The organism is Viridibacillus sp. d25.2, from assembly GCF_055456015.2.
Genome location: NZ_CM196652.1, coordinates 1,611,810 through 1,638,221, shown reverse-complemented (window position 1 = coordinate 1,638,221; position 26,412 = coordinate 1,611,810). Strand labels below are relative to the sequence as shown.

22 protein-coding genes are annotated in these 26,412 nt (G+C 37.2%); 3 read left to right on the top strand and 19 right to left on the bottom strand.

Translation table 11 applies throughout. The features are described from left to right. Nucleotides 1–115 precede the first annotated feature (115 nt). The 10 genes from ACZLO7_RS08085 to ACZLO7_RS08040 form a co-directional block, all read right to left on the bottom strand. Nucleotides 116–304, bottom strand: coding sequence for a hypothetical protein (locus ACZLO7_RS08085; protein WP_464940311.1), 189 nt, complete (start codon nt 302–304; stop codon nt 116–118). A gap of 149 nt (nt 305–453) precedes the next feature. Beyond that, nucleotides 454–1,539 (bottom strand): methylmalonyl Co-A mutase-associated GTPase MeaB, encoded by a 1,086-nt coding sequence (gene meaB / locus ACZLO7_RS08080; protein WP_464940309.1) that lies wholly within the window; start codon nt 1,537–1,539, stop codon nt 454–456. Next, on the bottom strand, nt 1,539–3,692 hold the full coding sequence (scpA, locus tag ACZLO7_RS08075) for a methylmalonyl-CoA mutase (RefSeq protein ID WP_464940308.1): 2,154 nt from the start codon (nt 3,690–3,692) through the stop codon (nt 1,539–1,541). Before scpA ends, meaB begins: the two co-directional genes overlap by 1 nt. Beyond that, on the bottom strand, nt 3,689–5,380 hold the full coding sequence (locus tag ACZLO7_RS08070; protein WP_464940307.1) for a methylmalonyl-CoA mutase family protein: 1,692 nt from the start codon (nt 5,378–5,380) through the stop codon (nt 3,689–3,691). Before ACZLO7_RS08070 ends, scpA begins: the two co-directional genes overlap by 4 nt. Nucleotides 5,381–5,510: 130 nt before the next feature. After that, nucleotides 5,511–6,809, bottom strand: coding sequence for a dihydrolipoamide acetyltransferase family protein (locus ACZLO7_RS08065; RefSeq protein WP_464940305.1), 1,299 nt, complete (start codon nt 6,807–6,809; stop codon nt 5,511–5,513). Nucleotides 6,810–6,828: 19 nt separating this feature from the next. Then, entirely contained in the window at nt 6,829–7,812 is a 984-nt protein-coding gene (locus tag ACZLO7_RS08060; protein WP_427752271.1) for an alpha-ketoacid dehydrogenase subunit beta, read from the bottom strand. Next, nucleotides 7,812–8,828, bottom strand: coding sequence for a thiamine pyrophosphate-dependent dehydrogenase E1 component subunit alpha (locus ACZLO7_RS08055; RefSeq protein WP_464940302.1), 1,017 nt, complete (start codon nt 8,826–8,828; stop codon nt 7,812–7,814). Before ACZLO7_RS08055 ends, ACZLO7_RS08060 begins: the two co-directional genes overlap by 1 nt. Nucleotides 8,829–8,844: 16 nt before the next feature. Further along, nucleotides 8,845–10,272 carry a dihydrolipoyl dehydrogenase gene (lpdA, locus tag ACZLO7_RS08050; RefSeq protein WP_464940301.1) on the bottom strand — a complete coding sequence of 476 codons (1,428 nt, stop codon included), beginning with the start codon at nt 10,270–10,272 and terminating at the stop codon, nt 8,845–8,847. Nucleotides 10,273–10,457: 185 nt separating this feature from the next. After that, nucleotides 10,458–11,552, bottom strand: a complete 1,095-nt coding sequence (bcd, locus tag ACZLO7_RS08045; RefSeq protein ID WP_464940300.1) for a branched-chain amino acid dehydrogenase — start codon at nt 11,550–11,552, stop codon at nt 10,458–10,460. A gap of 197 nt (nt 11,553–11,749) precedes the next feature. Next, nucleotides 11,750–13,798, bottom strand: a complete 2,049-nt coding sequence (locus tag ACZLO7_RS08040; RefSeq protein WP_464940299.1) for a sigma-54 interaction domain-containing protein — start codon at nt 13,796–13,798, stop codon at nt 11,750–11,752. Nucleotides 13,799–13,934: 136 nt separating this feature from the next. On the opposite strand from ACZLO7_RS08040, the gene ACZLO7_RS08035 reads away from it, so the two are divergent. Continuing rightward, complete coding sequence (locus tag ACZLO7_RS08035) at nt 13,935–14,186, top strand: DUF2627 domain-containing protein (protein WP_038184901.1); 252 nt, start codon at nt 13,935–13,937, stop codon at nt 14,184–14,186. Here the strand turns inward: ACZLO7_RS08035 and ACZLO7_RS08030 are convergent. Then, the gene (locus ACZLO7_RS08030; RefSeq protein ID WP_464940298.1) at nt 14,183–14,914 is read right to left on the bottom strand and encodes a glycerophosphodiester phosphodiesterase; all 732 of its coding nucleotides are present in this window, start codon (nt 14,912–14,914) and stop codon (nt 14,183–14,185) included. The two genes, ACZLO7_RS08035 and ACZLO7_RS08030, sit on opposite strands and share 4 nt — an antisense overlap. Beyond that, entirely contained in the window at nt 14,907–16,481 is a 1,575-nt protein-coding gene (locus ACZLO7_RS08025) for a flagellar assembly protein A (RefSeq protein ID WP_464940297.1), read from the bottom strand. Before ACZLO7_RS08025 ends, ACZLO7_RS08030 begins: the two co-directional genes overlap by 8 nt. A 627-nt stretch (nt 16,482–17,108) precedes the next feature. On the opposite strand from ACZLO7_RS08025, the gene ACZLO7_RS08020 reads away from it, so the two are divergent. Together ACZLO7_RS08020 and ACZLO7_RS08015 are read left to right on the top strand one after the other, a co-directional pair. Further along, a complete protein-coding gene (locus tag ACZLO7_RS08020) occupies nt 17,109–17,450 on the top strand; it encodes a hypothetical protein (RefSeq protein ID WP_464940296.1) in 342 nt (113 codons plus the stop codon). Nucleotides 17,451–17,603: 153 nt separating this feature from the next. Continuing rightward, entirely contained in the window at nt 17,604–18,596 is a 993-nt protein-coding gene (locus ACZLO7_RS08015) for a ketoacyl-ACP synthase III (RefSeq protein ID WP_464940294.1), read from the top strand. Between the two features lie 38 nt (nt 18,597–18,634). Here the strand turns inward: ACZLO7_RS08015 and ACZLO7_RS08010 are convergent, their stop codons facing one another. The 7 genes from ACZLO7_RS08010 to dxs form a co-directional block, all read right to left on the bottom strand. Next, nucleotides 18,635–18,778, bottom strand: a complete 144-nt coding sequence (locus ACZLO7_RS08010) for a hypothetical protein (RefSeq protein WP_464940293.1) — start codon at nt 18,776–18,778, stop codon at nt 18,635–18,637. 275 nt (nt 18,779–19,053) lie between these two features. Then, nucleotides 19,054–19,845, bottom strand: a complete 792-nt coding sequence (gene spo0A, locus ACZLO7_RS08005) for a sporulation transcription factor Spo0A (protein ID WP_427752254.1) — start codon at nt 19,843–19,845, stop codon at nt 19,054–19,056. Nucleotides 19,846–20,200: 355 nt separating this feature from the next. After that, complete coding sequence (locus tag ACZLO7_RS08000) at nt 20,201–21,160, bottom strand: SpoIVB peptidase S55 domain-containing protein (protein WP_464940292.1); 960 nt, start codon at nt 21,158–21,160, stop codon at nt 20,201–20,203. A gap of 178 nt (nt 21,161–21,338) precedes the next feature. Continuing rightward, entirely contained in the window at nt 21,339–23,039 is a 1,701-nt protein-coding gene (recN, locus tag ACZLO7_RS07995) for a DNA repair protein RecN (RefSeq protein WP_464940291.1), read from the bottom strand. A gap of 16 nt (nt 23,040–23,055) precedes the next feature. Next, nucleotides 23,056–23,505, bottom strand: coding sequence for a transcriptional regulator AhrC/ArgR (gene ahrC, locus ACZLO7_RS07990; RefSeq protein ID WP_427752249.1), 450 nt, complete (start codon nt 23,503–23,505; stop codon nt 23,056–23,058). 103 nt (nt 23,506–23,608) lie between these two features. Continuing rightward, nucleotides 23,609–24,430 carry a TlyA family RNA methyltransferase gene (locus tag ACZLO7_RS07985; RefSeq protein ID WP_464940290.1) on the bottom strand — a complete coding sequence of 274 codons (822 nt, stop codon included), beginning with the start codon at nt 24,428–24,430 and terminating at the stop codon, nt 23,609–23,611. Continuing rightward, the gene (gene dxs / locus ACZLO7_RS07980; RefSeq protein ID WP_464940289.1) at nt 24,430–26,337 is read right to left on the bottom strand and encodes a 1-deoxy-D-xylulose-5-phosphate synthase; all 1,908 of its coding nucleotides are present in this window, start codon (nt 26,335–26,337) and stop codon (nt 24,430–24,432) included. The genes ACZLO7_RS07985 and dxs overlap by 1 nt, the downstream gene beginning before the upstream one ends. Between the last annotated feature and the right edge of the window lie 75 nt (nt 26,338–26,412).

The following is a 26,412-nucleotide window of genomic DNA, read 5'->3' as shown; positions in this document are numbered from 1 at the left end:
TGCCATCATTTGTATCGTCTTTATAAATATATATTTCGCTAATACTTGCACAATCTCCTTTATCTTCAACAATTTCAAATCTAGAATTGGTATTTTTTTCGATTTTACCTTCAACTTAAATATATAATTTATTATCAATAATTGTCATCTTTTTAACTTCGTATGTATAAACGGCATTCTTTACAGAGCCACCGATATTTAACTGCGAATCATCAATTAAGCGAAAAATATTTGCTTGATGAATTTCAATAGCGGATGCAGGTAATGTTTTGTAATAAACAAAATAACCCCCTAGATAGAGCATACTAATAAGGAACCCTACATCAATTTTCTTTTCATGTATGTACCTACAAATATGCTATTTTTATGTATTGAATCGTTTTACCCATTAAAAAGCAAAAGGACCACCGATTTACTCAGATGGCCCTTCTCTTTATATCAAATTGATAATACCTATTTTTTATTAAATAATTGATCTACACCTTGAGTAACAGTTAACCGGCCTTGTAAAATTTTTTCTTCTAAGCTTTTTACTTGTTGCTTGCGTTCTGACACTCCGTAAAATGAATCGATTAAATGGTCCGTAATCATAGAGCGGAACCATTCAGTCGTTTGTTCACTACGCCTAATTGACCAGTAATTCGTTTCCTCGCCGATTTCTTTAAACTGTAAAATCGTTTCCCAAACTTTTTCTAAGCCTTTATTTTCATATGATGAAACCGCCATAGATTGCGTAGTCCAGCCAGGTGTAGCTTGTTGTAGGAAGTGAATAAATTGTTTATATTCAGCAACTGTTTTTTTAGCAGGTCGGACATTATCACCATCCGCTTTATGGACAACTATAGTGTCAGCAAGCTCCATGATGCCCTTTTTCATGCCTTGTAGCTCATCCCCCGCCCCTGTTAGAACGAGTAATAGAAAGAAGTCTACCATGCCACGAACAATCGTTTCACTTTGTCCAACACCAACTGTTTCAATCAAAATAATGTCATATCCTGCTGCCTCACATAACAACATTGTTTCTCGTGATTTTTTGTGCACTCCACCAAGAGTTCCAGCTGCTGGAGAAGGCCTGATAAAAGCACGTGGATTCCGCGTTAGCTCTTCCATTCTTGTTTTATCTCCGAGAATACTTCCACCAGTTAGACTCGAACTCGGATCGATGGCTAGAACAGCCACACGGTGCCCCATATTACATAATTCCCCTCCGAAGGCTTCGATAAAAGTACTTTTACCTGCTCCAGGGACCCCTGTAATACCAATACGAATACTGTTTCCAGTATGAGGCAATAGTTCTTGTAATAATTCTTGGCCCTTCTCTTTATGGTACTTATTCGTACTTTCTAAAAGAGTAATGGCTTTTGATAAATGGAGTCTAGAACCAGCCAGAACTTGCTTTGCGAGCTCTGCGATATTAATATCGTCGTTGTTCTTTTTACGGAATTTTTTTCGACCTGAGGGCACCATTCCATCATGAGATGCGGCGATACCATCCATTACAAATAGTGCACCATCGTCCATCTCTTTGTTGTGGTCCATTACTCTACCACTTCCTCGTAACCTAATTTTCTATAGATTTCTTCAATTACTTTTTGTGCACTAACAGGAATGACTGTACCCGGTCCGAAAATTGCACAAGCACCATTGTCATACAGGAATTGGTAATCTTGTGCTGGGATTACCCCACCAACAACGATTAAAATGTCTTCTCTCCCAATTTTCTTCAGTTCTTCACGCAATTCAGGTACTAAAGTTCTATGACCAGCTGCTAGTGAACTTACGCCTACAACGTGAACATCATTTTCTACAGCCATGGCTGCAGTTTCTGCAGGTGTTTGGAACAATGGACTAATGTCAACGTCAAAACCAAGGTCCGCAAATGCCGTAGCGATTACTTTCGCTCCTCGGTCATGACCATCTTGTCCCATTTTCGCGATTAAGATACGTGGACGACGACCTTCGTTCTCTAAGAAACCTTCAGCCATTTCTTGTACTTCAAGAATCTCTTCTTCATTTGAGAAGTTTGAGCTATAAACGCCACTAATTGAACGAATAATCGCTTTATGACGACCCGATACAACTTCAATTGCATCCGATATTTCACCTAGTGTTGCGCGAGCGCGTGCTGCATCTACTGCGCAAGCTAATAAGTTTTCCCCACCTGTTTCAGTTGCGTTAGTAATACGAGCCAGCAAGCGCTGTACTTCTTTATCATCACGTTTGTCACGCATGGCCTTAATACGGTCAATTTGTTTTTGACGGACGATTGTATTATCAATATTCAAGATGTCGATTGGTTCCTCTTCTGCGAGACGGAATTTGTTAACACCTACGATCGTTTCAGCTTTAGAATCAATTTTCGCTTGTCGTTTGGCAGCTGCTTCTTCAATTTTCATTTTCGGAAGACCTGTTTCAATCGCTTTCGCCATGCCGCCTAATTCTTCAATTTCTTCGATATGTTCCCATGCTTTTTTCATTAGTTCATCTGTTAATTTTTCAACGTAGAATGAACCGCCCCATGGATCAATTACTTTCGTCATTAACGTTTCTTCTTGTAAGAATAGTTGCGTATTACGCGCAATTCGAGCTGAGAAATCGGTAGGTAGTGCAATAGCTTCATCTAACGCATTTGTGTGTAATGATTGTGTATGTCCCATTGAAGAAGCATTCGCTTCAATCAATGTGCGTGTAACATTGTTGAATGGATCTTGTTCTGTTAATGACCAACCAGAAGTTTGTGAGTGTGTACGTAATGCTAATGTTTTTGGGTTTTTAGGGTCGAATGTGCTCATCATTTGGGCCCAAATACGACGACCAGCGCGCATTTTCGCAACTTCCATGTAATAATTCATACCGATTGCCCAGAAGAACGACAAACGCGGTGCGAATGAATCAATATCGATTCCTGCTTGTAAACCTGTACGAACATATTCAAGACCGTCTGCTAATGTATAACCAAGCTCGATATCTGCTGTGGCACCAGCTTCTTGTAGGTGGTAACCAGAAATAGAGATTGAGTTAAATTTAGGCATATAGTTTGAAGTGAATTCGAAAATATCTGCAATAATCTTCATAGAAACAGCTGGTGGATAAATATATGTATTACGTACCATATACTCTTTTAAAATATCATTTTGTATTGTGCCAGCAAGTTTTTCAGGTGTTACACCTTGTTCTTCAGCAGCTACAATATAGAAAGCTAAAATCGGTAATACAGCACCATTCATTGTCATCGATACTGACATTTGATCTAGTGGAATACCATCAAAAAGAATTTTCATATCTTCAATAGAGTCAATGGCAACGCCGGCTTTACCTACATCACCTGTTACACGAGGGTGATCTGAGTCATAACCACGGTGAGTTGCTAAGTCAAATGCGACTGACAGACCTTTTTGTCCCATCGCTAAGTTACGACGGTAAAAAGCATTACTCTCTTCTGCAGTAGAAAATCCTGCATATTGGCGAACTGTCCAAGGACGACCAACATACATCGTTGGATATGGTCCACGTGTATTTGGTGCAATACCAGGCCAGTCTTTTAAGTGTTTTAAATTATCCAAATCTTGTTCAGTATATGCTGACTTGATCTCGATGCCTTCATTTGTCATGAAATTTTTGTCATCTCTTACTGTTTGATCTGCTGTTAATACTGCTTGGATATTTATTTCTTTAAAATTCGGCTTACTCATCGTTGGACCTCCTGCACATTAGCTGCTAAGCTCGTCAATTTTTCGATAATATTTTGACCTGCGTAAATGAAGCCATTTAAGCCTGCTTTAGTCCATTCATCTTGTTCTTCTTTAAACTTACCTGCCACATCAAGTGAAATCTGTGCTGGTTTAGATTCAAGTAATGTTGGAATATATTCCTTCATCGCATCATCTTGCCCACAAACAACGACAAATTTCGCGTCTGTTGCAGATAACCAATTTTTTGCTTCATCCATTGATTGTATTTCAGGACTCTTCTCTGGCACAATACCAGCTGTTGCAAAGAAGCCAGAAACGAAATCTGCACGAGGTTTGAATTGTTTTAATTGACCAATAGTTAGCAGTGCAACTTTGGGTTGGTTTTTAGCGTAGTTTAAGCAAAGCTCTTCAAATGGTTTTGCTAAGCGATTGTAATCTGCAAATAACGGGTTATTGCGCTCATCAATTTCATCTGCTGGGTTTGCATAGATATTCGTACCGATTAGTGATTTTTTACGTGTTTCTACTTCTTTCATGCGCTGATCCATTGTTTCTTTTAATAGTGTATTTAGTTGTCCACTTGCTTTTACAGCATTATAACCGCCTGCTTCTTGTAGTTCATTGAATAATGCCCATGCGTCTTTAACTAACTCAGCTGTTAAAGTCTCGATGAAATATGAACCACCAGATGGATCAATAATATGCTCAACATGCGTTTCCTCTTTCACTACTAATTGAATGTTGCGTGCTATACGAATTGATTTGTCATTCGGTGCAGATAGAACATCATGTGGATGTACTGTACAAACGTCAGCACCACCAAGGATTGCTGAGAACGCTTCATTGCCTGCACGTAAAAGGTTAACGTACACATCTAATTTAGAGAAACTACGTAAAGATGTTTCAGTAACAATTGTTACTGGTAGGTTTTTTTCAGTATCATATGCCGATGTAAACGCTTTCCAAAGAACTCTGAAAGCACGGAGTTTAGCAATTTCAACAAAGAACTGAGTATCTAATGCAAAGGTTACAAAGAATTTCTTCGCAAATGCTTCGATATCTTCTTCTGTTTCCATGTACCTAGCAGCTTGTAGTAATGCGACTGCTAATTCCTGGACTGCGTGTGCACCTTCATAGTGGGCTTCTAATACATTCGCATTGATCGTGCGAACATGATGGAAACCATTTAAATTAATAGCATCTGTACAAGAAATGAAACCTCTAACAGCTTCTTTTTGTTCTTCTTTAACGTAGTTAAATACTTGTAATAAAGCATCTTGATTGTTTTGTAAATTCAGTTTGAATGAATTTTCAGTAAAAAGAACTGACAATTCTTTCAAAGTTTTTTCATCCCATGCAAAATTCACACGACTATCAATATTAATAATATCGTTTCCTTTTGCCAAAGCTTCTTTAACGCCTTGAAGTAAAGATTCCGGTGAATCTGCAAATGTTTGTTGTGCCGCTAGACATTCTTCACCTGTTTTTAATGAACGAATAGTCGAAACTTGTTCTGCTAATTTACCATCTAATTTTTCTACTAATTGGTCTTGTGTATAAATTGGTTCAAATGAAATACCCTCGATTGTTTTTGTAATTAAAGATTCGAATGGTTTACCCTTCAAAGCCTTAACAGCAGATTCTTGCCATTGTTCATAATTAGCTTGTGTGAAATCAATTTCTTTCATATTGTTCTTCATGTGGACGCTAACTAGCTTCCCCCCTTTGGTAATTCTATTCCTATTTTACACAAGAATATCAAATCACAAAAGCATAAAAAAATCTGAAAATCGCAATATTACGATTTTCAGATTACTTTCAATAGATAGAAGTGTTATCCTTTGTTGTGTTTTCGAGAATTTCTTTGACTCTAGCGAGAAATTTACCGCAAATCAGCCCATCTAAAACTCTATGATCTAAAGATAAACATAAATTTACTATATCTCTTGCAGCAAACATTCCACCATTCATAATTACTGGACGTTTGACAATTGATTCAACTTGAATAATCGCTGCTTGTGGGTAGTTAATAATCCCCATAGACTGCACCGAACCAAATGACCCCGTATTATTTACAGTAAATGTTCCACCTTGCATATCTTCAGACTTCAATTTACCAGCACGAACTTTTCCAGCAAGATCATTAATTTCTCTAGCGATGCCTTTAATTGATTTTTCATCAGCGTGTTTAATTACCGGAACAAAAAGGGCATCTTCTGTTGCAACAGCAATAGAAATATGAATATCCTTTTTCTGAATGATTTTATCGCCTGCCCACATAGAATTCATCATTGGGAATTCTTTTAATGCTTGCGCAATCGCTTTTATGAAAAAGGCAAAGTACGTAATGTTATAACCTTCAGATTGTTTAAATTCAGTTTTAATAGAATCACGGTAGTTAACCAAGTTTGTAACATCTGCTTCAACCATCATCCAAGCATGTGGCGCTTCGTGTTTACTACGTAACATGTTAGTCGCGATAGCTTTTCGAACGTTCGTTACAGGAATTTCAATATCACCTGTTGCAGTTTGCACTGCTGGAATTGGTTGTGATTTTTGTGGTTCTGGTACTTGCGTTACTTGTACAGTATTTGTCTCTTGTGATTGTGGCACTGTTGTACTACTAGTTGGGATATTTCCACTGTCTACTAGTTTTTGAATGTCTTTTCGTGTTATTCGACCTTCAGCACCTGTACCTTCAACTAATTGAAGGTCTATATTATGTTCTTGCGCTAACTTTAAAACAGCTGGTGAATAGCGAGCCTTACCTGCTTGATTTACTACTGGCGCCTTTACCATTTGCTGAGGAGCTGGTACGGATGCTTGCTGCGTAGCTTGCTCTACTTGTTGTGAAGCAGGTTGCTGTTCTATTTCTTCATTTGTTTCAATCGTACATACACTTTCACCAACAGCTAATGTATTGCCTTCCCCAACGATAAGTTCCTTAATAATGCCTGAGAAAGATGACGGCAAATCTGCAGTGACTTTATCTGTATTCACTTCCGCCAAAGAATCGTATTTCTGTACAGTATCACCAGGTTTTACTAGCCATTTCTCAATTGTACCTTCCGTAACACTTTCCCCAAGCTGAGGCATCTTAATTGTTTGAATTGCCATAAATTTCTCCCCCTTTACATCAGAACGCCGCTAATTCGCGCATTGCTTTTTCAACTTTTTCTGGATTTATCATGAAATATTTCTCCATTGTGGGTGCATATGGCATTGAAGGCACATCTGGTCCAGCAAGCCTTTTAATTGGGGCATCTAAATCGAATAAACAGTTTTCTGCAATGATTGCTGCCACTTCGCTAATAATACTACCTTCTTTGTTGTCTTCTGTGACAAGTAGCACTTTTCCTGTTTTAGATGCCGCTTCAATAATTGCCTCTTTATCTAGAGGATAGATCGTGCGCAAATCTAGAATGTGCGCTGAAATACCGTCTTGCGCCAAACGTTCAGCTGCTTGTAAAGCAAAATGAACAGCAAGACCATAAGTAATAACCGTAATATCTTCACCTTCACGTTTCACATCTGCTTTGCCGATTTCAATTGTATAATCTTCTTCTGGAACCGCACCTTTTATAAGACGATATGCTCGTTTATGTTCAAAAAACAACACCGGGTCCTCATCGCGAATAGCTGCTTTTAATAAACCTTTTGCATCGTAAGGTGTAGAAGGAATAACTATTTTCAAACCAGGCTGATTTGCAAATACAGCCTCTACGGATTGTGAATGATAAAGAGCGCCGTGAATCCCGCCTCCAAATGGTGCGCGAATTACTATCGGACAAGTCCAATCATTGTTTGAACGGTAACGGATACGTGATGCTTCTGAAATAATTTGATTGACTGCAGGCATGATAAAGTCCGCAAATTGCATTTCAGCGATAGGTCTTAAACCGTACATTGCAGCGCCGATTCCGACACCCGCAATCGCAGATTCTGCAAGTGGCGTATCTAATACTCTGTCCTCACCAAACTGATCATATAATCCTTGAGTTGCTTTAAAAACGCCACCTTTGCGGCCAACGTCTTCACCTAATATAAAAACACGCTCATCGCGTTCCATTTCTTCTTTCATCGCAAGAGTAATTGCATCAATATAGGATAAAACCGCCATTAGATACTCCCTCCATTTTCAGCATAGACGTATTTTAGCGAATCTTCTGGAGCAGCATATGGAGCTTGCTCTGCATAATCTGTCGCTTCATTTACTTCTGCCATAATACGTTCATTTATCTCTGTTTCGAGGGCATCTGTTAGAATCCCTTGCTCATGCAAGTATTTTGCAAATGTAATAATTGGATCTGTAGCACGACCCTCTGCTAAGTCTTCTGCCGTACGATATTGACGATCATCATCATCAGAAGAGTGAGCTGTTAGACGATAAGTTACCGTTTCAATTAAGCTAGGCCCTTCCCCATTGCGAGCACGGTCAGCTGCTTCCTTAACAACTTTATATACTTCAATTGGATCTTTACCATCTACAGTAACCCCAGGCATCCCGTATCCAATTGCACGGTCTGAAACGTTTTTGCATGCTAATTGTTTTTCAACTGGTACTGAAATCGCATATTTATTGTTTTCAACCATAATAATTACTGGTAATTTGTGTACTCCTGCAAAGTTTGCCCCTTCATGAAAATCTCCTTGGTTTGAAGAACCTTCACCAAGCGTTACAAAAGTGATGAAATCTTCCTTTTGCATTTTACCTGCAAGTGCAACCCCTACAGCATGAGGTACTTGTGTAGTAACAGGTGATGAACCTGTTAAAATACGATTTTTCTTTTGGCCGAAGTGGCCCGGCATTTGACGTCCACCTGAGTTTGGATCTTCCGCCTTTGCAAAGGCCGAAAGCATTAACTCTTTTGTCGTCATACCAAAATGAAGAACAATCCCCATATCACGATAATACGGAGCAATATAATCTTTTTTATTATCAAGAGCAAAGGCCGCACCTACTTGAGCAGCTTCTTGCCCTTGACAGGAAATTACGAATGGGATCTTACCCGCACGGTTTAATAGCCACATACGTTCATCGATTCTACGTGCAAGTAGCATTGTTTCATACATTTTCAGTACATCTTCGTTTGATAAACCGATTTTTCCATGACGATTTTCAACCTTCTCAACCATTTCTTCCAGCTCCTTCTTACATATGAATTGCATTGCCATCAACCGCTAATGCCGCTTCTCCAAGTACTTCGCTTAATGTCGGGTGTGGATGGACACTATGCGCAATTTCCCAAGGCGTTGCATCTAACACCATTGCAAGACCCGCTTCAGCAATCATATCCGTTACATGTGGTCCAATCATATGAACCCCTACAAGATCGTTAGTCTCACTGTTTGCTATTATCTTCACAAAACCATCTGACTCTCCATAAACAAGTGCTTTACCAATTGCTTTAAAAGGAAACTTACCAATTTTAATCGGAATTCCCTCTTTTGTTGCTTGTTCTTCAGTTATACCAACACTGGCTGCCTCTGGGCTTGAGTAAATACAACGGGATATCCATTTGTCATCTACTTTTTCAGTTGCTAATCCTGCAATATGCTCTACTGCGTGCATACCTTCATGGGAAGCAACATGTGCAAGTTGCAACCCGCCAATGACATCCCCAATGGCATAAATATGAGATTCCTTCGTTTGAAAATGATTATTTGTTTGGATAAAGCCATTATCTACAACTATCTCTGTATTTTCTAACCCTATTCCTTCTACATTTGCCTGTCTACCAACCGAAACAAGTATTTTATCTGCATTGTAACTTTGCTTTTCACCGGATACTTCTGCCTCAATTGAAACTTTATCATTTGCGATTGACAGTGTTTCTGCTAATACTTTCGCAGAAGTTACAAATTTAATTCCTTTATTCGTTAATAGCTTTTTCATTTCTTTTGAAATATCTTGATCTTCTGTTGGTAGAATGCGGTCTGCATATTCAATAACTGTTACCTCAACACCAAAATCATTTAACATTGATGCCCATTCAATTCCAATGACACCACCACCGACAATAAGAATGGATGATGGAAGCTCTTTTAACGCAAGTGCTTCATCAGAAGTAATAACAAATTCACCGTCAATTGTTAGACCTGGTAAAGTACGTGGTCTAGAACCTGTTGCCACAATAACATTTTGAGGAATAAGCATCTCATTTTCTTCTCCACTTGCCAGTTCAACTGAAATTGTCCCTGGCATTGGTGAGAAAATAGAAGGTCCAAGAATTCGACCAGTTCCTTCATAAACGTCGATCTTGCCTTTCTTCATTAATGCTTGCACACCTTGATGTAATTGGGCCACAATTGAATCTTTTCTTTCTTGCACTCTACTAAAATCAAGCGTTACTTCTCCTGTATTCACTCCAAATGAAGAAGCATGATTCTTTGTTGTCGCGAAGACTTCCGCACTTCTAAGTAATGCTTTACTTGGAATACAACCTTTATGTAAACATGTACCCCCTAGCTTTCCCTTTTCAACAACGGCTGTTTTCAACCCTAGCTTCGCTGCTCGAATTGCTGCTACGTAGCCACCTGTACCGCCACCTAAAATAACCACATCATAGTCCTTAGCCATTTAAACACTTCCTCTCATACCGCCATGTAAAACTTTACTCTAACAATATAACATTTTCGTAGTTGACATTCCCCAATGCCAGCCTATTAAACTCACAAACTTATTTGCAGTTCGTAAACTTTTCTCCCAATATAAATCCGTTCAGAAATGAAGTACCCCTACCTTATTTCTGAACGGCTCTTTAATTATCGATTAGATAAGATGTGCTTTCCATTTTGCAAAAATGTACTACGTGATTTCGCCATTTTCTCAATGCGTTCCTCCGCTAATCGGTTAGCGGCTAAATAAGTTGGAATCCCATCGCGTTTTGCTATATCTATTACTTTCGCTATATTATCATAAATTCCTTCTACACGCTTCATCGCACGATCACGGTTATAGCCATACAATTCATCCGCAACATTGATAACGCCACCAGCATTAATAACATAATCTGGTGCGTAAATGATGCCTTCGTTATGAATAATATCTCCGTGTCGTGAGTCTTTTAATTGATTATTAGCTGAACCTGCAATGACTTTAGCTCTTAGTTGTGGAATCGTTTCATCATTAATAATTGCACCAAGTGCACATGGTGCAAAAATATCTACATCTTGAGCATAGATATCTGATGGATCAACCGCTGTTGCACCAAAGTCTTCCACTACTCTATTTACAGCGCTTTCATTTATATCTGTTACGATTAATTGCGCGCCTGCTTCATGTAAGTATTTGCACAGTGTATATGCTACGTTACCTAAGCCCTGTACAGCAATTCTCTTACCTTCCAAGTGATCACTACCAAATGCCTCTTTAGCAGCAGCTTTCATACCCACAAATACACCATATGCAGTTACCGGTGAAGGGTTACCCGACGATCCAAATGCAGGAGAAATACCTGTTACATAATTAGTTTCTTCATGGATCAAATCCATATCTGCGACAGTCGTACCAACATCTTCAGCTGTAATATATCTACCATTCAAACCTTGTACAAATCTCCCCAGTGCACGGAACATTTCTTCATTTTTATCTTTTAAAGGATCTCCGATGATTACTGTTTTTCCTCCACCAAGATTTAGCCCTGCAGCCGCATTTTTATAAGTCATACCACGTGCTAGGCGCAGAGCATCTTCAATTGCATCTTCTTCTGAAGCATATGTCCACATACGTGTACCACCAAGCGCTGGCCCTATAGTTGTGTCGTGAATAGCAATTATAGCTTTTAGCCCTGAAGTCTTATCTTGACAAAATACTAGCTGTTCGTAATCATATTTCTCCATATATTTAAAAATCTCCATTGTAGTGCCCCCTTTGATATGTTGACCAAACTCTTTATAATTGATATTCATCATCTATTACCTTAGTTTTCTAGGTCACTATATTATTAGCAAGAAGCGTGCCAACATATAAAATGCTAAAATGCTATATTTAATAACATTTCGGCTTTTCCACCTACGCAAAATTTTGCACAGTATGCAGTTTTTTGCATGCAACATTATGCAAGATTGTATTTATCTAATTTATAATACAAACTACGGATAGATATCCCTAATTTTTTTGCAACTTGCATTTTGTTGTTTTGGTTTTCTATTAATACTTGTTGCAATATTTGTTTCTCCGTTTTTTCGAGCTGTTCCGCGAGAGTTCCCTCATAAAAAGGTTTTTCAACGATAATCTCCTGATGCAAGGAATGGAAAAGTGTTTTAGGCAAATGTCTTTCCTCTAAAACAGTTTCGTTTGATTGCATGAAAATCATTGCACGGCTTAAAACGTTTTCAAGTTCTCGTACATTCCCTGGCCAATCATGCCCTATTAATAGCATTAAAGCGTTTGAAGTTACTTTATGAATATTACGTCCATATTCTTGATTCAATTTAACAAGAAGACGTTCTACTAAAGGCGGTATATCTTCTTTTCGTTGGCGTAGAGGTGCTATATGAATGGGCATCCGATTTAATCGATAGTATAAATCCTCTCGAAAAGTACCATCTGTCAATGCTTTTTCCATATTCACATTCGTAGCGGCTATGATACGTACATTTATCGAAATCGGCTTCGTTCCACCAACTCTAACAATTTCACCCTCTTGAAAAATTCTCAATAGTTTAGCCTGCGTACTTAAGGACATTTCTCCAATTTCATCTAGAAAGATACTTCCTTGATCTGCTTCTTCAAATAGTCCACGCTTTCCTCCACGCTTCGCTCCCGTAAAGGCTCCTTCTTCATAACCAAATAACTCACTTTCTAGCAAATGCTCAGCAATTGCAGCACAGTTTACCCGTATGAATTTATTGTAAATACGATCACTCGCAGAATGAATGGCGTGAGCAAACAACTCTTTACCTGTACCTGACTCTCCGCGCAATAATACTGTAACGGGTGTTTTGGCAGCTAGTTTTGCTTGTTCAACTGAAATGCTCATTTCCTCAGAATCACCGATAATATCTTCAAATGTATATTTAGATTCTAGCTTTCGAATAATTGTGCGCGCTCGGTCTAACTCTTTCGTTAAAGACCGCATTTCCGTCATATCATGAATTACACCTACACTTCCTTTTAAGCTATCATTTACAACAACAGGTGCAACATTTACAATGACTTCACGTTTGTTTGGACCTAATCTCATGTTCACACCACGAATAGGCTTTTTCGTTTGCAATACTTTTAAATGCATACTCTCACCTTCAGAAATATCTATCGTTGCAGGTTTCCCTAAAATCTCTTCCGGTTTTAATCCTGTAATTCTAGTATATGCAGGGTTAACAAGTATCCCTCTACCTTCCTCATCCACTACAGAAATAGCATCATCGCTTGATTGAATAATCGCCTCTAACATCATTTGAATTTCTTTTAAATTTGTTATTTCTTCTGCTAAATTGACGACCTCTGATATATCTTTGAATACAGCAAATGCGCCAATTCGATTGCCATTACCATCAATCATCGGAAATCGTGAAGTAACAATTTTCTTTTCATTAGACAATTTCAGTTCTTGATTGATTTCTGCTAATCCTGTCTCAAATACACGCGGCAGAGCACTATCTATAATAATATCGTTAATATGTTTACCTATCGCTTGTTTGACAGTAACTTCTGTCATACGTGCAGCGCTTCTATTAAAGAAGATAATTTGACCTTGTGGATCGATGCCAATCATACCCTCTTCTATTGAATTGAAGATGATCTGCTGTTTATATGCCGCATGTTGGGTTTTTTTTATGTAAAAATCTTTTTCATTCAACAATTGAACAATTAAGTAAGCAATGGCTCCAGGAATAAGTGCTGTACGTTTCGGCAATGCCAGAAGCAGTTCTTCAAATACAGCAGGCTCCCCCGTGACATCAACCACCATATCAATCTTATCTGTTAAAATGGTTTGCCAATCCTGCTCCGTAGCAATACCCGCTTCTTTGGCTAGCGCAATTCCTGGTGCATCCTTACGTATATCTACAATCGCAACCGTGCGAAGTTGTTCCGATTTGGATAATAGTTGTAGTATAGCTGTTCCGCCAGCACCGGCACCTACAATTAGTATACTTTGCAAGGATTTTCACTTCCCTTCACAATATTGTGCAATTTATTGCATAATTCAATGTAGGTTCATCATATCTGAACTTTCTATCCTTGACAACGCTTCTCCAACAGGTAAAAATGAGTATAGATTAGAGGAGTGAAAGTATATGGCACGTTTTGCAGCGTTTATCGTATTACTTATACCTGGTTTAATGGCTGCAGGTGGAATTAAATTAATGCGCGACACATTATTTGCTAAGCTTGTGGATCCAATACCATTTCTTTGGTTGCAATTCATCATTGGCATTGCCCTTTTTGTCATTGGATTCGGCTTTTTTGCAGGTTTTTTATTGCATCGCGATCGAAAAAAAGGAAAAGTTTCAGCTAAATTTGCAAACCAAAAGAACGCTGACCGTTAATGGTCAGCGTTCTTTTTTTGTACTCCTCGTACTCTTTCAGGAAAATCCGTAATCCAGCCAACAACAGCTTTATGTGGATTTTCCAAAAATTTTTCATCACCCGTAATATTGTAGAAACGGCACTTTTTTTTAGCTAATAGACAAGCATCCAAATAATCAGGTCTATAATAGCGAGATTTGTTGGCATGAATAGCATCTATATATGAAAGGTTTTTTAGCTGATGCCAATTTAACTTTCTTGTGGCAATTAGTGCTGTTTCAATATGTTTGTTCATTTTTTTCGCTTGTTCTAAAACTTCCAAGAAAAAAGATGAAAAATGTACATTTGGTAGGTGGGCACATTTCTTTATCACAATTTCTAGCACAAAAGGATTGTCGATAAAGGATTCTTTTAATTCGATATTTAACGCGATTGGATTTTTTTCTACCCATGCGATCAGTTCATCTAACGTCATCATTTCTTGACCCGAGTATCTACGCGTAAAATGTCTACCTACTCGCAGTCTTTTTATTTCTGCTAAAGAAACATTTGTTACTAAACTGCGTTTTCCTGTAACTCGACGTAAATCTAAATCGTGCGTCACAACAGGAACATCATCCCTTGTTATTTGCAAATCTAACTCAATACCATCTGCATCCAACTCAATAGCCTTATTGAATGCTTTGAGTGTATTTTCCATCTCGCAAGCAGAGGCGCCCCGATGTGCAAACACTAGGGGTCTAGGCATTGATTTCGCCTTGCTCTAATTTAAAATTACCACAAGTCTGTGTGTTTAAAGTCGTTGATTTTTTACCAAGTTGAATAAACGTTCCAGGGTAAGCTTCTTTTGTAACTTGAATCTTTTCCGTTCCTATACTTTTTAATGATTGTAAAATAGTTTGCACCTCTTTATCAATCTTAGTTAACTCATTTTCTTTTTCTTGCAATTGTACTTTTGAATCCTCAAATGCTTTTCGCTGTGCACCATTCATCTTATCTACGAAATCTAACAATGGCGTGATGCGAGCTTTAACATTTAAAATATCCGCTTCTAAAGCTTTCATCTCTTCAGCTTTTTCTTTCACTATTTGCATACTTTCTTTTCGATCCGGCATTGTAATAACTAATTCTGTTTTACGCTCTAAACGATTACCGGAAATAGCAGTAGTAATAGTATTATTCGCTTCTGCACGCCCACCGATAATTTTACCTTTGTACTCATTAACTAGTATACTACTCGCTTTTAAATTGGATCCAAGAGCGTATGATCCAATATGTATATCACCTTTTGCAATTAACGTACTCTCATTTGTATGTTTAACAAAGATATTCCCACCTGCGCGCACTACAGATTCACCGTTACCAAAAATACCGCCACGAATATACACGTCTCCATATAAAGATTCGATTAATTTTGGACTTGTAACGCCTTCAGGACCATCAATTGAAATATCACCTGTGGCTACTACTGTATAACCAGAGAGTACCGTACCTCTAATGCTAATAGATCCATCGAAATTTAAATTTCCTGTTCCTACCCCGACATCCTTTGGAACCGGTAGATGTTTTTGAACTGACAAGAATCCATCTGAATCATCCAAAACCCCACCCTCAGTTGCATAGATTGTCACTTTTCCATCCTCATCAACTTTTTCATACACAGTTTTCTGATCATATTTTATCGGAAAGTCTTTACCTGGTAATGCAGGAATGCTTTCGCCAAACACATTCTTCCCTTGTTCGCCTGAATCTGCGGGAATTTTCTCTCCTAACCATTCATGAGCATCTATTTCAGAGATAAAATTCATATCAAAATAATCCGCTTTACCATCTTCGCGGATTGACGGTTTTCTCTCTGGCTGTTCTATATATGTAATTTTTGCATTTTTTCCTGGTTTAGCTGGTGTCCCAATTGCAACTACAGTTGGTTTTCCTGATAAAACTTTATCTAGTGTTAAATCCACAAAACCATGCACTATTCCCATATTATTAGCAAATTCTTTAATTTGTTCCTGCATTTTAGTACCATCTTTAAAAACTGTTGCTGGATCTTCATGGACATACATGGTTGCTGTCATACGATCCCGAGAAGTCACAATTTCAATTGGAGGTAACCAATTACCAATTTCCTCAAATTGTTCTGTCACTGTTGCAGTGACTTTTCTTAAAATAGCAAAGCTCGACAGTTTAATACGCGGATATTTCTTCAAAATACTATCGAATTCTTTTAAAGGAAATCCTTCCCCCACTGTCTTTAAATATACTTTTTCATTTTCTTCTTTTAAAACAATATAATCATTTTCAAAAATTAACACATTTTCTCCCCGTCCTTCAAAACGATAATACATATCTATACTTATTATCGTTTTCATATTGTTTTTTTACAGAAAAAAGCTTAATAATTCGCTTTCAAAACAATTTAATAACACAAAACTTATGTAATAAGCATACTCTCGTTAGGATCTATAAAATGTTTAAAAATAGATTCTGTTTATTTATTATATCAACAAAACAAATAGTCACATATACATTTAAACAATATCCATAATAATGTTGTAAAGCTTAATTAGTAGCTCGTCAATTTATAAAATACATATGTAGTGTTATCGTATCATGTTTTTCGAATATTCGTATATTAATTTACAAAATAAAACTATGTTTCCAATTATGCTTCTATCCAAAAGAAGACACACTATTTTTGCATCTCTGCTAGGGCCTGTCTTTTATTTTATGATTCTATTTTTTTGTAAACTGCTATCATTTTCAACTAAATTTAATAGCAGTATAAAATCGACTTATTCTTAACTTAGAAAGAGATTGAATCAATTTTTTAAAAGTAGAATTTAATTCAATTAAAAATAGTATGTCACTTGAAATATATTATAGTATAATATATTTATTATTTAGGAAATAATGAGTATATTACAAGGAGAAATGTCACTATGGATAAAGGAAGTTACAAAATCAGTGTAAACAATATAAAAAAAGAATTGGAAATGCAGATTGTGGGGAATTTCACCCCAGAGCAAGCAGATCGATTCATTAAAGACTACAATCGTAATGTTTCTTCAATTAACTGTTCCGATTTTATTTTGCGATTAGACTGTAAAGACTTGTCAGTTGTTACACCAGAGTTAGTTCCTGCGTTGGAAGATTGCTATAACTTATATAAGCAATCCGGATTCAAAAAGGTTGTTTTCGAAGTTAATAACAGTGTAGTTGTTAAAATGCAACTAAGTCGTATTACACGTAAAGTCGGTCTTAACAACGCTGAATTTATCTAACGTAAATTGCAAGATAGCTACTAAAAGACATCTTACTGGTGTCTTTTTATTTTCTTAACATAGTATTTATTACGTTTTTATAGATTCAAAAATATCTTACATATAAAAAATAAAGAAGTTTGAAATTGCATTATGAGAGAGGTTTTATTACTTATGACAAACATTAAAATTAAAGAAATTGCTATTTACCATCCCGAAAACAAAGTAGAAAACACCTATTATATCGAACACTTCAAAAAAATCCACGGAGAAGATTACACTCATTTCTTAGGTGATATTTTAGGGAGAAAATCACGCTATATCATAGATAATGATGAAGAAAATTCATTATCTATGGCTATTGAAGCTTCAAAAAGAGTTTTAGAAAGAGCTAATATGAAAGCACAAGGTTTAGATATGATTATCTTTGCATCACAAGTTCCTGAGTATCTTTTCCCTACAAATTCTGTTTTAGTCCATCGTGCTATTCAAGCCGGAACGAAGACAGGCACCATGGATATGAACACTAACTGTTCGGGAATGACGACTGCATTAGACCAAGCATCACGCTATTTGTTAGGGAATCCTCATATGGATCAAATTTTGCTAGTAGGATCTGATTATTTTTCTTTAGTTCCGAACCCTGAAGATAACATTACTTATCCAAACTTTGGAGATGTAGCAGTTGCTTTAATTTTAGAGAAAACAGATGAAGAGACTGGCTTTATGGATTCAATCTATTTCACGGATTCAAGCAATTTTGATAGAGTAACATTCCCTCGAAGTGGTTTATCTAAAAAGATCAAAGGACAAGATTCAAGTAATTATCTTCAATGGCTTCCGTTTGATGGAGATGTTTCTTTACCTAACGCTTATAAAATTATTGATACGCTATTAGAAAGAAATAATCTTAAACCGCAAGATATAGATGCTTACTGCTTATCACAATTTTCTATTACAAATATCAATAAAATGCAAAAACATTTCAATGTAAAAAAAGAACAAATGATATATGTGGGAGATAGATTTGGATATACAGGTACAACAAGTCCATTACTTGCGCTACATGAGGGGATTCAAGATGGTCGTATCAAACGTGGTGATACAGTATTATTTTGGACTGTAGGTGTAGGCTATCAATTGATTGCTGTACTCTTTAAATATTAAAATTCATTCAAAGACTTTTCCGTTTTATGGAGAAGTCTTTATTTTGTATTGTGCCAAAAACCGAAAAATACATATCGCTCTTTTTCGTTCTTTGTCTCTCTTTCTAAAATCGACTTAGAACGAAAATCAATGTCTTCAGGCACCAAACTACAGCATTCTCCTGCCCTGATTCCACTATCCAAAATTAATCGACACTGTAACCATGCTCTATCAGATTGTTACAAATATTGTATTTATTAAGACCCTATTGATGGTGTGATCAAGAACAAACGACTAACGCATAAAAAATACACCTCCTGGTCTAATGAGATATACTCAATAAACCTAGAGATGCATCTTTTATAGGAATATATTTAGTTAATTATTGGTCAGTAAAACCGACTTATTGGTCATTCTACCAGTGTAGAAATTATTACAAAATGGTTCTGAACGTTTTTATATCAATGTCCTAACCCTTTCAACTAGCAACCATTTCAATACGAATTTTATCAGCAATCATGGCGATGAATTCGCTATTAGTTGGTTTGCTCTTTAAGTGATGAACAGTGTAGCCGAACATTTTCGAAATAGATTCATAGTTTCCTCGGTTCCAAGCGACTTCAATGGCATGACGAATTGCACGCTCAACGCGTGATGACGTTGTATCGAATTTTTTCGCTATATCTGGATATAAAATTTTAGTGATCGAACCAAGTAACTCAACATCCATATATACCATTTGAATAGCTTCTCGTAAATATGCATAGCCTTTGATATGAGCTGGCACACCAATTTCTTTTATAATACCCGTAATCGTTGCATCAAGTTGGCGTTGATCCATTTGTTGTGGTTGTGATCCTTGCAGCACGCTTACACGTTTTGTTTTTTCTGTTTTATGCCCCGCACATTGTAAAACTTTTGAAACAAGACGATCAAATTCAAAAGGTTTTAACATGAAATAAGAAGCACCTAAGTCCACAGCTTGTTTCATAACATCCTCTTGTCCGAATGCAGTTAACATAATGACTTGAACATTATTATAAATTTCGTTTTCATGCATAACTTCCAAAACCGCTAAACCATCCAGGTGAGGCATGATAATATCTAATAATAGAACATCTGGTACTTGTTCCTCTAACATTTTCAAACAAAGTTTGCCGTTAGGGGCTGTTCCGATAACTTCAATTTCTGGGTTATTTTGTAGATACATCTCTAATGTACGAACTAGTTCCCGATTATCATCTGCAATTGCAACTTTTACTTTTCGCATTATTATTTCCTCCTTTGTGCTTGCGCTTCCGTTAAACACGATCAAAACCGACAAGATGAATTAAAGTAAACTCGTTTTTGATACAAAGTGGATAATTCGACTTTTTTGCATGAATACCTTTTATTCTTAAAAAAATAAGTATGTAGACATAGAGATACTATGTATTTCGACAGTATTCATTCACACTTAACAATTTGTCGATTATTTGTCACTTTTATTGTAACAAAAGTAACAGTGAAAAAGAATGCTTTTTATCACATATTCTTTTCAATATAAAAATTTCTATAAAAAAGTGCTGCACCAGCTTCTCTCGGTGCAGCGTATTTTTAATGGGGATTTATAAAAGCACTTTCCTTTAAGATGGTTGCTTTTTCAACATCTCTGTAAGAGGTATAGCTGCTCCCTTTTCCGGAGTTTCGATATACATATGTGTGACTGCTCCTACAAATCGCCCGTTTTGTATAATCGGACTTCCGCTCATACCTTGTAAGATGCCTCCCGTTTTCTTTTTCAACTGCGCATCTGTCACTTCAAATTGCAATGTTTTGTCATCTACTTTGGTAATTTTCACATCAAATGCCTCTACATTTTTCCCTTCAATAGTCGTGAGCAATTTTGCCTTACCGACTTTTATTTCAGAAGGTTGCATGATTTCCATAGGTTTAGGTAAACCTTGTTCTAAAGCATTCGACCATTTTCCAAATATACCGTATACATTATTTTCGGCTATACTACCTAATTGTCCAGCATTATGTTCAATCGAAGATATTTTATAACCTGGTTCACCAGGTACACTCTTTTTTATTTGTTCGATGGATGCATAGAAAATTGATCCGGACGAAAATTTAGGTGGTGCTGAAACAACCGAGTCGATAATTTGATGCCCCAATGCTCCGTATTCCTTTGTTTCTGGGTCAATAAAGGTTAATGTACCAATACCGTCAGTTTGATCTCTAAAGAAGGATAACATAGGTTCAAGCTCTTCCTTCTTTATCTTAATATGTTCTGTTTTTTGCTGACGTTTTAGCTTCACATCCATTAATTTACCTGAAGAACTAACAAATAGCGATTTTACTTCTTCAAGCGTTCTTACTTGTTGAGAATTGATCGCTTGAATAGTATCTCCAGCTTTCAACCAAGTACCGTTTTTTAGGAGTACATCATTTGTTAAATAGACATTTTGAAGCTGTAGTTCCACACCTATTGAATGTCCCATCGGAATTAAGCTTTTTTCGGCAGAAACACCAAATGGTAGTAGCAAAATGGCAAATAACAATGCGACAAACTGCATGACATAACGCATTTGATTTTTCATTTTTCACCTCCTCATCGTCCTTTTACTATGGCTTTGTTTTAGCATGTTATGTACGGTAAATATTTGAGGTGAATTGGATGATTGGAGAAGGTGGAAGGTTTTACATAGAAGTTTTTTTTAAAACAATACATATATAAAAAACTGCCCGCCCAATTGGTTGGGGCAGACAGTTTCCTAATTAAATGGTCATGGCTTTTTTGCGACCATTAGCTATTTCTACCAATTCTTTTGCATGTTGGAATGTTAACTCTGTCACTTCTGCGCCAGACATCATACGGCTTATTTCATCGATTCGCGCATTATCAAAAATTTCAGTTAGTGATGTCACTGTTCGATAAGCTTCTTCATGTTTCTTAATATAATAATGGTGATCAGCCATCGCCGCAACCTGTGGTAAATGAGAAATACAGAGCACTTGAGAATGCATCGAAATAGCTGAAATTTTTTCAGCTATTGCCTGAGCAACACGTCCGCTGACACCTGTATCCACTTCATCGAAAATAATTGATGTAATGCCATTGGTTGAAGAGAAGATGGTTTTTAATGCTAGCATCATACGGGATAATTCCCCGCCTGAAGCAATTTTCGTTAATGGTTTCGGTGGTTCACCAACATTAGTTGCAATATAAAATACAATACGATCTAACCCATTATGATCAAACTGATCTGCAGCTAGAGGTTCAAAATGAACACTAAAGTCTGCTTTTTCCATATATAACGCACGTAGCTGTTGCATAATGGCATCACTAAGTTTACGACCGGCTTTTTTACGAACAGCTGTTAATTTCTCTGCTGTTTGCAGTAAGCTTTCTTTCAATTCATTTAATTGTTGTTCGTTTTTTTGCATATTTTCGTCGCGATTGATTAGAGATTCCAGTTCTTCTCCAATTTTTTCACGATAAGTTAGGATGTCCTCAAGTGTAGCACCGTATTTACGTTTCATCGATTGGATTAAGGCTAAACGTTGTTCTACTTCGTTCAAACGCTCCGGGTTAAACTCAAGGTCATCTAGTATGTTTTTAATTTGAAAGGCTGCTTCTTGTAAAGAATAAAAGGCAGCAGATACATTATCAGAATGCTCTCTAAAGCCTTCATCTAATGTAGCAACTTCTTCTAAATCGGTCATAGCTTGTCCAATCCAGTCGAGTCCTCTAGATTCACCCAGAATGGCTTCATGCGCTGTATTGGACCGTTCATAGATCTTATTAAAGTTCATCAATCGACGACGTTCTTCTGCTAATTCCTCTTCTTCTCGTGCTCTAAATTGGCAAGCGTCAATTTCTTTAATCTGAAATGAAAAAAGATCAATTTTTTGAGCTACTTGCTGTTCACCAAGAGATATTGCAGCAAGTTCCTTTTTCAGTTCACGATAAGCTGAGTATTCTTCACTATAACGATCTTTCAATGAATCAATGTCTGGACCCGCAAACTGATCCAATAAAGAAATATGTCTCTTATCATCCATTAATTCTTGGCTTTCATGCTGGCCATGAACATCGATTAATGTTGCGCCTATTTCACGCAATAATGAAAGAGGAACGAGTTTTCCATTAACACGACAAACACTTTTTCCATTGTCATTTAAATCTCGACGTAAAATAACCATTCCCTCTTCAATTTCGATCCCAGCTTCTGCACATTTTTGATAAGCAGAGTGGTTTTCAGAGGATATCGCAAAGAGCCCTTCAAGTTCGGCTTTTTTAGCCCCATGTCGGATAAATTCCTGAGAACCACGACCACCAGCTAATAGCTGAACTGCATCAATAATAATTGATTTTCCGGCACCTGTTTCACCAGTTAAAACTGTTAACCCTTCAACAAAACCTACTGTTAAGTCTTCAATTATTGCAAAGTTTTTAATCGATAGCTCTCGTAACAAGACAACTCACCTCAGATTACAACATTTCAAGTAAGCGATTTTTTATTGATTCGCGTTGGGATTCCTCACGACATAAAATCATGATCGTGTCATCTCCACAAATAGTTCCTAATATTTCTGTCCAATCTAAATGGTCTAGTAATGATCCTATTGCATGTGCATTTCCTGGTAATGTCTTCATCACTAGGAAGTGACTTGCACCATCAATGCTTACAAACGCATCTGCTAACGCACGGTGTAGCTTTTGAATTGGATTGAAGCGTTGATCTGCTGGTAAGCTGTATTTATAGCGACCATCTTGAAGAGGAACTTTGATTAAATGTAACTCTTTAATATCCCTAGAAATTGTCGCTTGCGTTACATGATAACCTGCTTCTTTTAGTAAATCGACCAAATCATCCTGTGTTTCAATATCATTATTAGCGATCATGTCGCGGATTCGAATATGGCGTTGGCTTTTATTCAATTTTTTTCACCTCTATGAATAATAATGCTCTTCTTTTTATAACCGTAACATCGATTATATAAAATCACAAGAAAAAAAACACGGCCCAAAAGAATGGGCCGCGTCATTTAAGTTGTTGATGTGCCTCACTCACCAAGGTATTGAAGTCTGTAAATGATTGCAGCTCTTCTCCTTGGTGTGGGTTGTACAGATGGTATAAAAACTCTATATTCCCTTCTCCACCTGTAATTGGAGAATAGGAAGCATCTTTTACCACGAATCCAACTGATTCAGCGAATGTTGCAATAGATTCTAATACTTCTAAATGTATTTTCGGTTCACGAACGACACCTTTTTTTCCAACTTTGTCTTTCCCAGCTTCAAACTGTGGCTTCACTAGTGCAATAACATCTCCACCAGGTACTAACAACGTTTTCAACACAGGTAAGATTAGTTTTAGAGAGATGAAGGATACATCAATTGTTGCAAATTCAGGTAAACCTTCTTCCAAGTCAGGTGCTGTGACATAACGGAAATTTGTACGTTCCATTACAGTTACTCGCTCATCTTGACGGATTTTCCACGCCAGTTGATTGTAGCCTACATCAAGTGCGTAGCAATGCTTCGCACCATTTTGTAGGGCGCAATCAGTAAATCCGCCAGTAGATGAACCGATATCTAACATTAATTTATCTTGTACAGCAACATCAAAAATATCTAATGCTTTTTCTAGTTTTAAGCCTCCACGACTTACATAGCGTAACTGTGCCCCTTTAATAGTGAGCTCAGAATCGACCGGTATTTTCTCACCAGGCTTATCTAGGCGCACTTCATTTGAATACACTTGCCCTGCCATGATGGTACGTTTTGCTTTTTCACGTGTTTCGCATAGTCCTCTTTCAACAAGAAGAATATCGACACGCTCTTTTTGTATTTTTGTTGTCATTATGCTTTTAAACCTGCTTGCTCTTTATTGTCTTCATTAACTAATTGTTGAATGCGTAATACGGTTTCTTCAGCAGTTAAATTAATTTCTTGAAGTAACATATCGACGCTACCATGTTCAATGAACATATCAGGAATACCGATACGATCAATTTGTGTGGTTGAATAATGATTGTCATTCGCAAATTCTAATACTGCACTACCGAAGCCGCCTTGCAATACGCTTTCTTCAATAGTTAAGATTGGTTTTTTACTTTGCATTATGCGATGTAACATTACTTCATCCATTGGTTTGATAAAGCGTGCATTAACAATTTCAACTTGTATACCTTGTTCAGCTAAAACTTCAGCGGCTTCTTGTGCCATTGGAATGGTCGTACCAAACGTCAATATCGTTGCATCTTTACCTTCACGAAGTACTTCCCAACTACCAATTGGTAAAGCTGTAAGCTCAGTGTCCATTGGTACTCCTAAGCCATTACCACGTGGGTAACGAAGAGCGATAGGACCCTCATTATAATCAATAGCTGTTTTTACCATATGCTGACCTTCATTTTCGTCTTTTGGCATCATAATAACCATGTTTGGCATATGACGTAAAAAGGCAATGTCAAAGACGCCTTGATGAGTTTCGCCATCTGCACCTACTAATCCAGCACGATCAATTCCAATAAATACATTCAAATTTTGACGACAAATATCATGTAATACTTGGTCATAAGCTCGTTGTAGGAATGTCGAGTAGATTGCTAAAAATGGCTTCGTTCCATCTGCTGCCATACCAGCTGCCATTGTTGCGGCATGTTGCTCTGCGATACCAACATCAAACATACGATTTGGGAATTCACTAGCAAAGCCTTCTAATTTAGAACCAACCGGCATTGCAGGTGTAATTGCAACGATTCGTTCATCGACCCGAGCCAATTTACGAACTGTTTCTGCAACTAAACTAGACCACCCGGGAGCAGTTGTTTTTGGCTTTACAAGATCGCCAGTTTCCATTTTATAAGGGCCAGTTCCATGCCAAGTTCCAACTGTATCGTTTTCAGCTGGCAAATAACCTTTCCCTTTTTTTGTAATAACGTGGATTATTACAGGGCCTTGCATTCTTTTTGCGTTTTGTAATGTTTCTTCTAAAGTTTCAAAATTATGACCATCAATTGGACCAAGGTAAGTGAAACCTAGTTCTTCGAAAAACACACCCGACACGAGTAAATATTTTAAGCTATCTTTAACCCGTTCTGCTGTCGCAGCTAATTTACCACCAACTGCAGGGATTTTTTTCAATAGCTGTTCTAATTCATCTTTGGCTTTGTTGTAATTATTCGCAGTACGTAAACGTCCTAAAACATTGTGCAGTGCACCTACATTTGGTGCGATTGACATTTCATTATCATTTAAAATGACAATCATATTTGTTTTCTCATGACCAATATGATTTAGAGCCTCTAAAGCCATACCGCCTGTTAAAGCACCGTCACCAATAATAGGGACAACAAAGTTTTTATCACCTTTTATATCTCGAGCTGCTGCCATCCCCATCGCTGCTGAAAGGGATGTTGAACTATGTCCGGTTTCCCAAACATCATGTTCGCTTTCATTGCGTTTTGGGAATCCACATAACCCTTTATATTGACGTAGCGTATCGAATTGATCGGCACGACCTGTCAAAATTTTATGGACATATGCTTGATGTCCTACATCCCAAATAAATTTATCTTGTGGGCTATTGAACGCACGATGTAAAGCAATAGTTAACTCAACTACACCAAGATTCGGTCCAATATGACCACCTGTTATAGATAATTTTCCAATTAAAAACTTTCGAACATCTTCACTTAAATCTTGAAGTTGTTTTGTATTTAAGTCTTTCAAAAAGGATGGACTAGATATTTTGTTTAAATCCATCGCCATCACACACCTTTTCATTAAAATATTCATCGCACAATGTTTCACCTATTATAACAGTGTTAAACAATTGTA